We start from the raw sequence: 13,889 nt of genomic DNA, 5'->3' as shown, positions 1-13,889 counted from the left end.
GAGGCGCCGCACGGGCCGGGGGGTGCACCTCAGCCCTTGACCGACCCGGCCGTCAGCCCACCGACGATGTACTTCTGCAGGAAGAGGAACAGCAGCAGGACGGGCAGCGCCGAGATGACGGCACCGGCCGCGAAGAGCCCCCAGTTGGCCTCGAGCAGCGAGGACACCCAGCCGTAGAGCCCGACCGCCACGGTCCAGCTGCGCTCCGACTGCAGCACGAGACGGGCGATGATGAACTCGCCGAACGTCGCGATGAAGGACAGCAGGGCGACGACGGCGAGGATCGGGGTGACGAGCCGCAGGATGATCGTCCAGTAGGTCTGGGCGTGCGTGGCGCCGTCGATCTTGGCAGCCTCGTCGAGCTCGCGCGGGACGGTGTTGAAGAACCCGTACATGAGGAACGTGTTCACCCCGAGCGCCCCGCCCAGGTACACCGCGACCAGCGCGAGCTTGCTGTTCAGCCCGAGGGCGGGCACCACGTTCCCGAGCGTGATGAGCAGCAGGAAGATCGCGACGAAGGCGAGCATCTGCGGGAACATCTGGATGATGAGCAGCGCGGTCAGGCCGCCGCGCCGCCCGGTGAAGCGGAACCGCGAGAACGCGTACGCGGCGGCCGCCCCCATCAGCACGGTCCCGGCCCCGGTCGCGACGGCGATCTGCAGGGAGTTGGCGAGCCACGTCCAGAACAGCGTGCCGCCGAGGGCCTCGTAGTTGGCCGGGCCCACGGAGGAGAACAGCCGGTTGGACCCCGTGAGCGTGCCGCGGGAGGACAGCGAGGCGGAGACGACGTAGACGATCGGGAAGGCCGCGTACACCACGGCGACGACGCCGACGAGGTGCCGCCAGCCGAGCTCGACGAACCAGCGGTGGGGGCGCATGCGCGGCTCGGAGCGCGCGGACGTGCGGGACGAGCCGGACGGGCGCGTGAGGTCGGTGGTGGCCATGTCAGGTGATCTCCTCGAACTGCTTCGTCCGCTTGAAGGTGATCGCGGAGATGGTCGCGACGATGAGGAAGATGACGATCGACAGCGCACTGGCCAGGCCGTAGTTCTTGGCCGCCGTGCCGTCGAGGCCGGACACGGAGTAGACCATCGAGATGAGGATGTCCGTGTGACCCAGCGGCACGGACGCGTCGGCGAACCGGGGGCCGCCGCCCGTGAGCATGTAGATCAGGGTGAAGTTGTTGAAGTTGAAGGCGAACGAGGAGATGAGCAGCGGTGACGTCGCGATGAGCAGCAGCGGCAGCACCACGGAGCGCCAGGTGCGCCACCCGCTCGCGCCGTCGACCTTGGCCGCCTCCAGCACGTCACCGGGCAGCGACTGCAGGGCGCCGGTGCAGATGAGGAACATGTACGGGAACCCGAGCCACAGGTTGACGCCGAGCACGGACAGCTTCGCCAGCCAGGGGTCGGTGAGCCACGGGACCGCCGCGCCGCCGAGCAGCACCTGGTTGACGAACCCGTAGGACCTGTTGAGCATCCCGGACCACAGCAGCGCGGCCAGGAACCCCGGGATCGCGTACGGCAGGATCAGCAGGGTCCGGTAGACCCGGCGCCCGCGCAGCCGGGTGTCGTTGAACGTGATGGCCAGGAACAGCCCGAGCAGGAACGTCGAGACGACCGACAGGATCGCGAACGCGAAGGTCCACGCGAGGATCCGCAGGAACGGCCCGGCGTAGCGCTCGTCGCCGAACGCGGTGGCGAAGTTGTCGAAGCCCACCATGACGCGCCACCCGACGTTGAGCCGCTGCCCGTCGTCGGCCCGGAACCAGCCGTCGGAGGTCGCGCGGTACACCGTGCCGGTCGTGACGTCCGTCATCGTGTCCGCGGCCGCGTCCCAGACGAGCGACGGCACCGACACGAAGCCCGTGCGCGCGTCCTGCGTCCGCACGGACCCGTCGTTGGGGTCGTCCGACAGCGCGACCCGCAGGGCCGTCACGTCGGCCTGGCGCTCGAGGACCTCCTGACGCCCGAGGACCGTCGCGCCCGGCACCTCGGTCACGCGGCCGTCGTCGACGGTCGCGTCCTGCGCGACGGCCAGCGGCTCCTCGGCGGTGCCGACCAGGGCCACGCCGTCCTCGACGACGGCGAAGCCGAGCTCACCGCCGCGCTCCACCACGGTCAGGGGGTACGTGGCGGACCCCTCGACGCGGCGCTCGTTCTGCATGAGGAGCGCCGCGACCGCGTCCTCCTGGGTCGAGTTGTGCCCGTCGCCGTAGTTGGTGAACGCGACCCACCCCGTGTAGCCCACGACGTAGACCTGGTAGACGAGCAGGAACGCGAGCCCGGGCAGCACGTACTTCAGCGGCAGGGTGCGCCGGGAGAAGTAGACCCAGTCCGCCACGACGACGAGGGCGACCATCGACGCGAGGATCCCCAGGTGGCCCTCGCGCCACGCAGCGAGGATCCCGAAGACGCCGAGCGCGTTGACGACGGCCATGAGGGCGATCTTCACGAGGGTGCCCGGGCGGACCGCGGGCCGACCGGGCCGGCCGCGGCCGCCCGTCGTTCGTGGCGGTGGCCCCGGCGGTGCGCCCCGTGCCCCGCTGGGGCCGGTGCCGTCCTCGGCGAGGGTGCGGTGCGTGGACATCGAGCGCCTTCCGTGCGTCGGGTCGGCGCGTCGTTGCGCCGGGAAGGTGGCGCCCCGGCCGGGGCGCCCTGGTGCCGGCCGCGCCGCGCACGTGGCGCAGCGCGGCCGGTGGCGGGTCAGGACCCGATCGCGCTCTGGATGTCGGCGACCATCTTGTCCCAGGCGGCGACGGGCTCACCCGTCCCGCCGATGACGTTCGCCTGCGTCACGCCCCAGAAGGCCCAGACCGAGCCCATCTCCGGGATCGACGGCATCGGCACGGCCTCCGCCCCGACCGCGGCGAAACCTGCGGTGATCGGGTCGGCCGACGCCGTCTGCGCGGCGGACCGCAGCGCCGGCGGACGGCTGCCGGCTTCGTAGAGGGCGAGCTGGGCCTCGTCCGTCGCGATGTAGTTCACGAGGAAGTCGTTCGCCAGCAGCGCGTTGTCGCTCTGCGCCGAGACGTAGAAGCCCTGCACCCCCACGAACGGCTGGGCCGGCTGCCCGCCGGCCGACGGGATCGGGTCGATGGCCAGCTCGAGGTCCGCGAACTGCTCGAGCATCCACGGTCCGCCGATGATGAACGGTGACTCGCCGTTCTTGAAGGCCTCGACCGCGATGTCGTACGTGATGTCCGTCGAGAGCACGCCCGCCTGGCCCTGCGCCTGCAGCCAGGTCGCGAACGCGTGGCCCGGCTCACCGCCCATCGCGAGCTCCGAGGTGTACGAGCCGTCGTCGTTCTGGACGAAGACGGGGGCTCCGAAGGAGGTCTGGAGCGGGTAGTACGTGTAGGGGTCGCCGTCGGTGCCCGTCTGGAGGAGCACCGGGTACGTCACCCCGGCCGCCCGGCCCGCGGCCACCGCGTCGTCCCACGTGGCCGGGGCCTGCGCGGCGAGCGCGGTGTTGCGGATCAGGGCGATGTTCTCGATGGCGTAGGGCAGGCCGTAGACCTGACCGTCCTGCGTGAACGCCTGGACGGCGACCTCCTCGAAGTCGGCGGTCCGGTCGCCGAGCTCGATGGGGGCCACGACGCCGTTGGTCGTCAGCTCCCCCAGCCAGTCGTGCGCGCCGACCGTCAGGTCGGGACCCTCGCCCGTGGGCACCTGCGCGAGGAAGTCGGCGCGGATGTCCTCGTAGTTCTTGAGCACGAGCTCGACGTCGACGTCGTTCTCGTCCTCGAACGCCGCGGCGGCCTTCTCGACCGCCGCCTGGCGCGTCTCGTCGACCCACACGACCAGGCTCCCCCCGGAGCCGCCCGAGGTCGGGTCGGCGGTCGCGCCGCCTGAGGTGTCGTCACTGGTTCCGCCGCACGCCGTGAGCGCCAGCGCGAGGCCGAGCGTCATCGCAGCGGCCGGGATGCCTCGTCGCATCGTTCGTCTCCTGTTGTCGTGACCGTGTCCGACGCCCGGTGCAGCACCGCCATCGGCCCGTGCCGGCGACGTTAAGCGCGTTGCAGGCCCTGCCGCAAATCGTTACGGTAACTTTCAGGCAACACTTTCAGTCGAGCGCCGCACGGCCACCGTGCGGAGGACGAGGAGGTCCGGTGGCCCCGACTACGCTGCCCTCTGTGCGCACACGACTGACCGACCTGGCCGAGCAGGCCGGGGTGAGCACGGCGACGGTGTCGCGCGTGCTCAACGGCAAGCCGGGCGTGTCCGCACAAGCACGCCAGGCCGTCCTGACGGCGCTCGACATGCTGGGCTACGAGCGGCCCGAGAAGCTGCGGATGCGGTCGGCCGGACTGATCGGGCTCGTCGTCCCCGAGCTCACCAACCCGGTGTTCCCGGCGTTCGCGCAGGTCATCGAGACGATGCTGGGCGACCGGGGGTACACGCCGCTGCTGTGCACGCAGTCCCCCGGCGGGACCACCGAGGACCAGTACGTCGAGCTCCTCATGGACCACGGGGTCGACGGGATCGTCTTCGTCTCCGGGCTGCACGCCGACACGACGGCCAGCAAGGACCGCTACCACCGGCTGCGCGGCCGCGGGGTGCCGCTCGTGCTCGTCAACGGCTTCGCCGAGGGCGTGGACGCGCCCGCGGTGTCGACCGACGACACCGCCGCCATGGACCAGGCGCTGCGCCACCTGTACTCCCTCGGCCACCGCGCGATCGGGCTCGCCATCGGGCCCACGCGGTTCGTCCCCTCGCAGCGCAAGCGCGACGCCTTCGCCGCGCTCCTCGAGAAGCTCACCGGGGCCTCCGACGCCGACGCGCACGTGGTGTCCACCCTGTTCACCGTCGAGGGCGGGCAGGCGGCCGCCACCGAGCTCATCACCTCCGGTCACACGGCGGTCGTGTGCGGCTCCGACCTCATGGCGCTCGGCGCCGTCCGCGCCGCCCGCACGCTCGGCCTGCGGGTCCCGGAGGACGTGTCGGTCGTCGGGTTCGATGACTCCCCGCTCATCGCGTTCACCGACCCGCCGCTGACGACCGTGCGCCAGCCGGTCTCCGCGATGGGCCACGCCGCCGTGTCCGCGCTCGTCGCCGAGATCACCGGCACGCGCGCGGCCCGAGCCGAGCTGCTGTTCCACCCCGAGCTGGTGGTGCGCGGCTCGACCGGCAGCGCGCCGGCGGCCGCCGCGACACCCGCCGCCCTCTGACCCGTCCCGCGGTCGGCGACGCCCGCGCGCCCACCGGCGGCGCGCCCGCCCCCGTTCCCGCCCCCACCCAGGAAGGCTCCACGTGACCCCCGACGCCCTCCCGACCGACGCGGTGGCCCACCGCCCCGACACCGACGGGCAGTGGTGGCGCCACGCCGTGATCTACCAGGTGTACCCGCGCTCGTTCGCCGACGCGTCCGGCGACGGCATCGGTGACCTGCCCGGCGTCACCGCGCACCTCGACCACCTCGTCGAGCTCGGCGTCGACGCCGTGTGGCTCTCGCCCTTCTACCGCTCGCCGCAGGCCGACGCGGGGTACGACGTCGCCGACTACCGCGACGTCGACCCGCTGTTCGGCACGCTCGCCGACGCCGACGCGCTCATCGCACGGGCGCACGATCTCGGGCTGCGCGTCGTCGTCGACCTCGTGCCCAACCACACGTCCGACGAGCACGTGTGGTTCCGGGCCGCGCTCGCCGCCGGGCCCGGGTCCCCCGAGCGCGCCCGCTACCTGTTCCGCGAGGGACGGGGCGAGCACGGCGAGCTGCCGCCCAACAACTGGGAGTCGATCTTCGGCGGCCCGGCCTGGACCCGGACCACCGACCCCGACGGCACGCCCGGCCAGTGGTACCTGCACCTGTTCGACAGCAAGCAGCCCGACCTCGACTGGCAGAACCCCGAGGTGCGGGCCGAGTTCGAGGACGTCCTGCGGTTCTGGCTGGACCGCGGGGTCGACGGGTTCCGCGTCGACGTCGCCCACGGCATGGTCAAGGCACCGGGCCTGCCCGACTGGGACGGGCACGTCGCGATGATCGACGGCGCGGACGACACGGACGCCGTCACCGGCTCGGGCAACCGCGGCCCGATGTTCGACCAGGACGGCGTGCACGAGATCTACCGGGCGTGGCGTCGGGTGCTGGACACGTACGACGGCGACCGTGCGATGGTCGCCGAGGCCTGGGTCGAGCCGTTGTCGCGCCTGGCGCGGTACGTGCGCCCCGACGAGATGCACCAGGCCTTCAACTTCGCCTTCCTCGCCGCCGGCTGGCACGCGCCGTCCCTCCGCCGGGTCATCACCGCCTCCTTCGCGGCCAACGACGCCGTCGGTGCGCCGACGACGTGGGTGATGTCGAACCACGACGTCGTGCGGCACGCCTCCCGCCTCGGCCTGGCCGACCCGACGCACCGCCCCAACGGCATCGGCCACGACGACGAGCAGCCGGACGCCACGCTGGGGCTGCACCGTGCCCGCGCCGCCACGCTGCTCATGCTGGGCCTGCCAGGATCCGCGTACCTCTACCAGGGTGAGGAGCTCGGGCTGCCCGACCACACGGCCCTCGACGACGACCTGCGCCAGGACCCCGCGTACGCCCGGACCGGCGGGGCGGAGCGCGGACGTGACGGCTGCCGCGTGCCGCTGCCCTGGGACGGTGACGCGCCCGCGCTGGGGTTCTCCCCCACGGGTGCGAGCTGGCTCCCGCAGCCGGAGGGCTGGGCGGACCTCGCGCTCGACCGCCAGCGGGGGCGCGCCGGGTCGACCTACGAGCTCTACCGCGAGGCCCTGCGGCTGCGCCGCGCCGAGCGGCTGGGCTCGGGCGGCCTGCAGTGGCTGACCGAGCCGGCGGGCGAGCACGTGCTCGCGTTCCGCAACGGCGACGTCGACGTGGTCGCCAACCTCGGCCAGACCGACGTCCCGCTGCCCGCGCACCTGCACGTCCTGCTGGCGTCCGGCCCGGTCGCCGGTGCCGTGCTGCCTGCCGGGACCACCGTGTGGCTCCGCGCGTCCTGAGGACGCGCGACCGGACCCTCGACCGGAGGACGGCCCGGGCGGTCGCGCGCCCGGGTCGCCGCGGGTCTCACGCGACGGTGGCGGCCACCGCCTGCTCCACCACCCCGGGGAGCCCGCCCTCGCGGGCCCAGGCGCGCTGCTCGTCGGCGCCCGTCCCCCGCTGCCACAGCCGGCCGAGCAGGTCCTGCACGGACGCGAGGTCGCCGCTGTCCGTCAGGGCGGGCCGCACGTGGTCCAGCAGCGCCGCGACGGCGTCGCGCGCCGGGACGGGTGTCAGCGCGGGGGGCACGAGCAGGTCGCCCGACAGCCCGGAGCGTCCCGCGCGCCACGTGGCTGCACGCAGCGGCTCGACCCGGGTGTGGCCCGGGGGAACCCCGTCCGCGGCCTGCCGCGCCGCGGTCTCGACCAGGGCGCGGCTCAGCGCGGCGACGAGCACGGCGTCGTCGGCGCGCAGGCACACGTCCGCGACGCGGATCTCCACCGTCGGGTAGCGCGGTGACAGCCGCGCGTCGAAGTACATCATCGCGGGGTCCAGGGCCACTCCCGTGGCGATCAGCCCGGCCACGGTGTCGCGGTACGCCTGCGCGCTGCCGAAGGGAGCCGTCGGCCCGGCGGTCGGCCAGCGGTTCCACATCTGCGAGCGGATCGAGAAGTAGCCGGTGTCCTCGCCACGCCAGTACGGGGAGTTCACGCTCAGGGCGAGCAGCACCGGCAACCACGGGCCGATGCGGTCGAGCACGGCGACACCCTCGTCGTCGTCGGCCACCGAGACGTGCACGTGGCACCCGCTGGTCAGCTGGTCGCGCACCGTGAGGGCGTACGCCTGCGCGAGCGCCTCGTAGCGGGCGCCGTGCGTCAGCGTGGTCGGTCCCGGCATCGGCGAGGTCGCGAGCGCCGCGAGGTGGGCACCGGCCTGCCGCGCGGCGCTCGCGGCGCGGGCACGGCCGTCGCGGACCTCGGCCGCCAGGTCGGTCAGCTCGAGGCACGGGTGGGTCCCGGTCTCGACCTGCTGCTCCTGCAGCTCGTGCTCGAGGCCACCCCCCGGGGGGCCCTCGTCCGCGGCCTCGCCGCCGCTGCGCTCGTGCGCGCGCACGGCCGCGTCGGCCACGCCGGACGGCACCCCGCCCGAGTCGACCAGCAGGTACTCCTCCTCGACGCCCATGGTTCGCACGCGGTGAAGTCTGCAGCCCGCGGGCCCGCCGCGCGCGTCGAGCGCGCCGCGCGCCGTCCGGCGGTCAGCCGCCCGAGACGGACAGCTCGGCCTCGTGCAGGTCGCGCCGGAAGTCGTCCGACAGCTCCCGCGAGTCGAGCCAGCCGTACGGCAGGATCGGCCGCTTGGGCGACCCCGCCCGCCCCCGGGGCCCCTCGGCCGCGTCGCCCGGGTACGGCTGGTCGAGGTCGAGCTCGGCGAGCAGGTCGTCCAGCTCGACGAGCGAGGACACCAGCCCGAGCCGCGCGCGCAGCTCCCCGCCGACCACGTAGCCCTTGAAGTACCAGGCCATGTGCTTGCGCATCTCGCGCAGCGCCTTGGACTCGTCGGCGAAGTGGTCGACCATGAGCTCCGCGTGGCGCCGCACGACGCGCGCGACGTCGGCCATCCCCGGGCGCACGCGCACGTCGGAGCCGGCGAACGCGGCAGCGAGGTCCGCGAACAGCCAGGGCCGCCCCTGGCACCCGCGGCCGACGACGACGCCGTCGCACCCGGTGTGCGCGACCATCGCCAGGGCGTCCTCGGCCGACCAGATGTCGCCGTTGCCGAGCACGGGGATGTCGGTGACGGCCTGCTTGAGGGTCGCGATCGCGTCCCAGTCGGCCGTGCCGGAGTAGTAGTCGGCGGCCGTGCGCCCGTGCAGCGCGACGGCCGCGACGCCCGCGTCCTGCGCGGTCAGGCCCGCCTCGACGTACGTGAGGTGGTCCTCGTCGATGCCCTTGCGCATCTTCACGGTCACCGGGACGCCCGCCGGGCGCGCGGCGTCCACGGCGGCGCGCACGATCGCGGCGAACAGGTCCCGCTTCCACGGGAGCACCGCTCCCCCGCCCTTGCGGGTGACCTTGGGCACCGGGCAGCCGAAGTTGAGGTCGACGTGGTCGGCGCGGTCCTCCTCGACGAGCAGGCGCACGGCCGCCCCCACCGTGGCGGGGTCGACGCCGTAGACCTGCACGGAGCGCGGCACCTCGTCCGGCTCGAACGCGATGATGCGGAACGACTCCGGGCTGCGCTCGACCAGCGCGCGGCTGGTGAGCATCTCGGCGACGTACAGCCCCGCACCGGACTCGCGGCACAGGCGCCGGAACGCCGCGTTGGTGATGCCGGCCATGGGCGCCAGGACGACGGGCGTGCCGACCGTGATCGGGCCGATGCGCAGCGGCGGCAGCGCCGGCGGCGCACCCGGGACGGGCGTGGCGGGGGTGGCGGTCGTCGGGAGCACGGAGCCATTGTCCCCGACCGGGCGCGGGGCGGCCCCCGGGTGGCGGGCCCGCCGGGTGCGCGTCGGTCGACGTGCACCCGGGGGGGAGGCCTCAGGCCCCGACGAGGCGCTGCGCGAGGTAGCCGGTGACCTGGTCGAGCGCGACCCGCTCCTGGGACATGTCGTCCCGGTGGCGGATCGTGACGGCCTGGTCGTCGAGCGTGTCGAAGTCGACCGTGATGCAGAACGGCGTGCCGATCTCGTCCTGCCGGCGGTAGCGCCGGCCGATCGCGCCCGCGTCGTCGAACTCGACGTTCCAGCTGCGGCGCAGCTCGGCGGCGAGGTCGCGCGCCTTGGGGCTCAGCTGCTCGTTGCGCGACAGCGGCAGCACGGCGGCCTTGACGGGCGCCAGGCGCGGGTCGAGCTTGAGCACCGTGCGCGTGTCGACGCCACCCTTGGTGTTGGGCGCCTCGTCCTCGGTGTACGCCTCGACGAGGAACGCCATGAGCGAGCGGGTCAGACCGGCCGCCGGCTCGATGACGTACGGCACGTAGCGCTCGTTCTTGGCCTGGTCGAAGAACGACAGGTCCTGGCCCGAGTGCTCCGCGTGCGTGCCGAGGTCGAAGTCGGTGCGGTTGGCGATGCCCTCGAGCTCGCCCCACTCGCTGCCGCTGAAGCCGAAGCGGTACTCGATGTCGACGGTGCGCTTGGAGTAGTGCGACAGCTTCTCGGCCGGGTGCTCGTAGAGCCGGAGGTTGTCACGGTCGATGCCCAGGTCGACGTACCAGTCGGTGCGGGTGTCGATCCAGTACTGGTGCCACGTCTCGTCGCTGCCGGGCTCGACGAAGAACTCCATCTCCATCTGCTCGAACTCGCGCGTGCGGAAGATGAAGTTGCCGGGCGTGATCTCGTTGCGGAACGACTTGCCGATCTGGCCGATGCCGAACGGGGGCTTCATGCGCGCCGCGGTGTAGACGTTCTTGAAGTTCACGAAGATGCCCTGCGCGGTCTCGGGCCGCAGGTAGTGCAGGCCGGACTCGTCCTCGACGGGGCCGAGGTAGGTCTTGAGCATCATGTTGAAGTCGCGCGGCTCGGTCCACTGACCGCGGTTGCCGCAGCTGGGGCAGGCGATCTCCGCGAGCCCGGTCTCCGGTGCCCGGCCCTTCTTGGCCTCGAAGTCCTCCAGGAGGTGGTCCTCACGGAAGCGCTTGTGGCACGACAGGCACTCGGTCAGCGGGTCGGTGAACACGCCGACGTGGCCCGAGGCGACCCAGACCTGACGGGGCAGGATCACGGACGAGTCGAGGCCGACGATGTCGTCGCGGCTCGTGACCATCGCGCGCCACCACTGCCGCTTGATGTTCTCCTTGAGCTCCACGCCCAGCGGGCCGTAGTCCCACGCGGACCTCGTACCCCCGTAGATCTCGCCGCTCGGGAAGACGAACCCCCGGCGCTTGGCGAGGGAGACGACGGAGTCGAGACGGGAGGGTGCGGCAGCCACGGTGGATCTCCTGGGTCGAGGATGCCCGCGGCTGGGTGCCGCGGGGACAACGGCCCAGGCTATCGGTCGAACGGCGCGGACCCGACCGGAGCGGCGAGGCCCGACCGCACGCCGGCTGTTTTGACAACGGTTCTCCTTGGGACTGAGAATTGATCTCATGTCCAGGTTCCCCCGCCGTACCCTCGCCGTCGTCGCCGCCCTCGCTGCTCCCGCCCTCGCGCTGACGGCCTGCGCCGCCACCGAGCCGGGCACCGCGGACGACGAGACCGTGCGGGTGCTCGCGTCGTTCTACCCCCTGCAGATGGTCGTCGAGCAGGTCGGGGGCGAGCGCGTCGAGGCGAGCTCGCTGACCCCGCCGGGGTCCGACCCCCACGGGCTGGAGCTGTCGCCGGCGCAGGTCGCGTCCCTCGGCGCGGCCCAGCTGGTCGTGTACCAGTCGGGGTTCCAGCCGGCGGTCGACGACGCCCTCGAGCAGACCTCGCCGGAGCACGTCGTCGACGCCACCCGGTACGCCGACCTCCTGACGACCGAGGACGAGGGGCACGACGAGGAGCCGGCCGCCGCCGAGGCGCCGGCGGCGGACGTGCCGACCGACGACACCGCGACGGACGACGGGCACGGCCACGACGAGCACGGTCACGAGGACGAGCACGGTCACGACGACGAGCACGCAGCCGAGGAGCACGCGACCGAGGAGCACACGGCCGACGACCACGCGACCGAGGACCACGCCGCGGAGGACCACGACGGCCACGACCACGGCGGCCTCGACCCGCACTTCTGGCTCGACCCGTCCCGCATGCCCGCCGTGGCCGAGGCCGTCGCCGACGCGCTCACGGAGGTCGACCCCGGCGGAGCGGACACCTACCGCGCGAACGCCGAGGCGCTGTCCGCGCGCTTCACCGAGCTCGACGCGGACTACGCGGCCGGGCTGGCGACGTGCGAGCGGCGCGTCATGGTCACGACGCACGAGGCGTTCGGCTACCTCGCCCACCGCTACGACCTCCGGCAGGTCGGCATCTCCGGCATCGACCCCGAGACCGAGCCGTCCCCGGCGCGGCTGCGCGAGGTCGCGAGCATCGTCGAGGCCGAGGGCGTGACGACGATCTTCTTCGAGACGCTCGTGTCGCCCAAGGTCGCCGAGACGCTGGCCGCCGACCTCGGCGTCGACACGGCGGTCCTCGACCCCCTGGAGGGCCTCGTCGACGACACGCAGGACTACTTCTCCATCGCCGGGACCAACCTCGAGTCGCTGCGCGTGGCATTGTCCTGCTCGTGAACGCGATCGACGCCAGCGACCTCCAGGTGGTGCTCGGCGGGCGGCCCGTCGTGCGCGGCGTGGACCTGACCGTGCCGTCCGGGCAGGTGCTGGCGCTGCTGGGTGCCAACGGCTCCGGCAAGTCCACCCTCGTCCGCGGTCTGCTCGGCGTCGTGCCGCTGGCAGCCGGCTCGGTGCACCTCCTCGGCGAGCCGTTGGGGCGCGCCACGCCCTGGCAGCGGATCGGGTACGTCCCCCAGCGCATGGCGGCCGGTGGCGGGGTGCCCGCCACCGCCCTCGAGATCGTGGTCTCCGGGCTGCTGCACGGCCGGCGGCTCCGTCCGCCTCGCGACCGCCGCGCACGCGCCACCGCGGCGCTCGAGAAGCTCGGTGTCGGTCACCTGCGTGACCGCCGCGTCCAGGAGATGTCCGGCGGGCAGCAGCAGCGCGTGCTCATCGCCCGGGCGCTGGTGCGCGAGCCGGCGCTGCTGGTGCTCGACGAGCCGACGTCCGGCGTCGACGTCCCCACGCAGGAGACGTTCGTCGCGGCGCTGTCCGGGCTGCGCGACGCCGGCACGACCGTCGTCGTCATCCTCCACGAGCTCGGGGCGTTCACCCCCCTGATCGACCGCGCCGTCGTGCTCCGTCACGGCCGGGTCGTGCACGACGGGCCACCGCCCGCCGCGCGCGGCGAGCACGGCGAGGCGGGTCACGACCACACCCACCCGCACGCCGACCCCGAGCAGCCGCTCGAGGGCCCGGACCTCACCCTGGAGGTGGCCCCGTGACCGGCTGGGAGCAGGTCCTGACGATGCTGGGCTCGCCGCTCATGCAGCGGGCGATCATCGCGGCCGTGCTGGTCGGCGCCGCGGCTCCCGTGGTCGGCACCTTCCTGGTGCAGCGCCGCATGGCCCTCATGGGCGACGGCGTCGGGCACGTCGCGCTCACGGGTGTCGCGCTCGGCTGGCTCGTCGGCAGCTGGGCCGCCATCTCCCCGGCCGACACCCTCGCGGTGCCGGGCGCGGTCATCGCCGCGATCGTGGGCTCGGTCGTCATCGAGCTCGTGCGCGAACGCGGTCGCACCAGCGGCGACCTGGCCCTCGCGATCATGTTCTACGGCGGCATCGCCGGCGGCGTGCTGCTCATGAACCTCGCCGGCGGGACCAACGCCAGCCTCATGGGCTACCTGTTCGGGTCGATCTCGACCGTGTCGACGCAGGACCTGTGGTGGACGGCGGCGCTCGCCGTGCTCGTGCTGTGCGTGGGCGTCGGACTGCGCGGCGCGCTGTTCGCGGTCAGCCACGACGAGGAGTTCGCCCGCGCCAGCGGGCTGCCCGTCCGGCTGCTGTCGATGGTCGTCGCGACCCTCGCCGCCCTCACGGTCACCATCGCGATGCGCGTCGTGGGCGTCCTGCTCGTGAGCGCCCTGATGATCGTGCCGGTCGCGATCGCCCAGCTCTACGCCCGCTCGTTCGGGCGCACGATGGCGGTCGCCAGCGGCATCGGCACGACGGTCAGCGTCGTCGGGCTCGTCGTGACGTACTGGCGCGACATCCCCCCCGGCGCGACCATCGTCGTGCTGGCCATCGTCGTGTACGCGGCAGCCGCGGTGCTGCAGCCGCTGCTCACACGCCGGCATGCCGACTCCGACCCGCACCCCGACATGTCGGACGACGTCGTCGTGCCGGCCTCGGACCCCGACTGCGCGACCCCGGCCGGCAGCGCCGCCGGCGAGCCCGGGACCTCGGTCAGGTAAGGCCACC

11 protein-coding genes are annotated in these 13,889 nt (G+C 73.3%); 5 read left to right on the top strand and 6 right to left on the bottom strand.

Going from position 1 to position 13,889, the window contains the following annotated elements:
• Window positions 1-29: 29 nt before the first annotated feature.
• From Cph01nite_RS08590 to Cph01nite_RS08580, 3 genes are all read right to left on the bottom strand, one after another.
• Window positions 30-944, bottom strand: a complete 915-nt coding sequence (locus tag Cph01nite_RS08590; protein WP_203673249.1) for a sugar ABC transporter permease — start codon at window positions 942-944, stop codon at window positions 30-32.
• Window position 945: 1 nt separating this feature from the next.
• Window positions 946-2,589: an ABC transporter permease subunit gene (locus Cph01nite_RS08585; RefSeq protein ID WP_203673248.1), complete on the bottom strand. Its 1,644-nt coding sequence runs from the start codon at window positions 2,587-2,589 to the stop codon at window positions 946-948.
• 116 nt (window positions 2,590-2,705) lie between these two features.
• Entirely contained in the window at window positions 2,706-3,938 is a 1,233-nt protein-coding gene (locus Cph01nite_RS08580) for a sugar ABC transporter substrate-binding protein (RefSeq protein WP_203673247.1), read from the bottom strand.
• A 197-nt stretch (window positions 3,939-4,135) separates the two neighbouring features.
• Between Cph01nite_RS08580 and Cph01nite_RS08575 the strand changes: the two genes are divergently transcribed.
• Together Cph01nite_RS08575 and Cph01nite_RS08570 are read left to right on the top strand one after the other, a co-directional pair.
• A complete protein-coding gene (locus tag Cph01nite_RS08575) occupies window positions 4,136-5,170 on the top strand; it encodes a LacI family DNA-binding transcriptional regulator (RefSeq protein WP_239069144.1) in 1,035 nt (344 codons plus the stop codon).
• 82 nt (window positions 5,171-5,252) lie between these two features.
• A complete protein-coding gene (locus tag Cph01nite_RS08570; RefSeq protein WP_203673245.1) occupies window positions 5,253-6,959 on the top strand; it encodes a glycoside hydrolase family 13 protein in 1,707 nt (568 codons plus the stop codon).
• Between the two features lie 67 nt (window positions 6,960-7,026).
• On the opposite strand, the gene Cph01nite_RS08565 is transcribed toward Cph01nite_RS08570, so the two are convergent.
• The 3 genes from Cph01nite_RS08565 to Cph01nite_RS08555 all read right to left on the bottom strand — a co-directional run bounded on the left by Cph01nite_RS08565 (window position 7,027) and on the right by Cph01nite_RS08555 (window position 10,868).
• Complete coding sequence (locus Cph01nite_RS08565; RefSeq protein WP_203673431.1) at window positions 7,027-8,121, bottom strand: carboxylate-amine ligase; 1,095 nt, start codon at window positions 8,119-8,121, stop codon at window positions 7,027-7,029.
• A 73-nt stretch (window positions 8,122-8,194) separates the two neighbouring features.
• Entirely contained in the window at window positions 8,195-9,388 is a 1,194-nt protein-coding gene (gene dusB, locus Cph01nite_RS08560) for a tRNA dihydrouridine synthase DusB (RefSeq protein WP_275407393.1), read from the bottom strand.
• Window positions 9,389-9,479: 91 nt separating this feature from the next.
• On the bottom strand, window positions 9,480-10,868 hold the full coding sequence (locus Cph01nite_RS08555; protein WP_203673243.1) for a glycine--tRNA ligase: 1,389 nt from the start codon (window positions 10,866-10,868) through the stop codon (window positions 9,480-9,482).
• 157 nt (window positions 10,869-11,025) lie between these two features.
• On the opposite strand from Cph01nite_RS08555, the gene Cph01nite_RS08550 reads away from it, so the two are divergent.
• The 3 genes from Cph01nite_RS08550 to Cph01nite_RS08540 are packed head-to-tail and all read left to right on the top strand — an operon-like array spanning window position 11,026 to window position 13,882.
• Entirely contained in the window at window positions 11,026-12,147 is a 1,122-nt protein-coding gene (locus tag Cph01nite_RS08550; RefSeq protein WP_203673241.1) for a metal ABC transporter substrate-binding protein, read from the top strand.
• The gene (locus tag Cph01nite_RS08545; protein ID WP_203673240.1) at window positions 12,144-12,914 is read left to right on the top strand and encodes a metal ABC transporter ATP-binding protein; all 771 of its coding nucleotides are present in this window, start codon (window positions 12,144-12,146) and stop codon (window positions 12,912-12,914) included. The genes Cph01nite_RS08550 and Cph01nite_RS08545 overlap by 4 nt, the downstream gene beginning before the upstream one ends.
• Window positions 12,911-13,882, top strand: a complete 972-nt coding sequence (locus Cph01nite_RS08540; protein WP_239069143.1) for a metal ABC transporter permease — start codon at window positions 12,911-12,913, stop codon at window positions 13,880-13,882. Before Cph01nite_RS08545 ends, Cph01nite_RS08540 begins: the two co-directional genes overlap by 4 nt.
• Window positions 13,883-13,889: the final 7 nt, after the last annotated feature.

The organism is Cellulomonas phragmiteti (assembly GCF_016862775.1).
GTDB classification, from domain to species: Bacteria; Actinomycetota; Actinomycetes; order Actinomycetales; family Cellulomonadaceae; genus Cellulomonas; species Cellulomonas phragmiteti.
This window is presented reverse-complemented; position numbering and strand designations above follow the sequence as displayed.

What these genes read in the sequence shown, in the direction of transcription:
- Cph01nite_RS08550 (WP_203673241.1), top strand. Translation starts at nt 11,026, where the DNA reads ATGTCCAGGTTCCCCCGCCGTACCCTCGCCGTCGTCGCCGCCCTCGCT.
- Cph01nite_RS08590 (WP_203673249.1), bottom strand. Translation starts at nt 944, where the DNA reads ATGGCCACCACCGACCTCACGCGCCCGTCCGGCTCGTCCCGCACGTCC.
- Cph01nite_RS08565 (WP_203673431.1), bottom strand. Translation starts at nt 8,121, where the DNA reads ATGGGCGTCGAGGAGGAGTACCTGCTGGTCGACTCGGGCGGGGTGCCG.
- Cph01nite_RS08585 (WP_203673248.1), bottom strand. Translation starts at nt 2,589, where the DNA reads ATGTCCACGCACCGCACCCTCGCCGAGGACGGCACCGGCCCCAGCGGG.
- Cph01nite_RS08580 (WP_203673247.1), bottom strand. Translation starts at nt 3,938, where the DNA reads ATGCGACGAGGCATCCCGGCCGCTGCGATGACGCTCGGCCTCGCGCTG.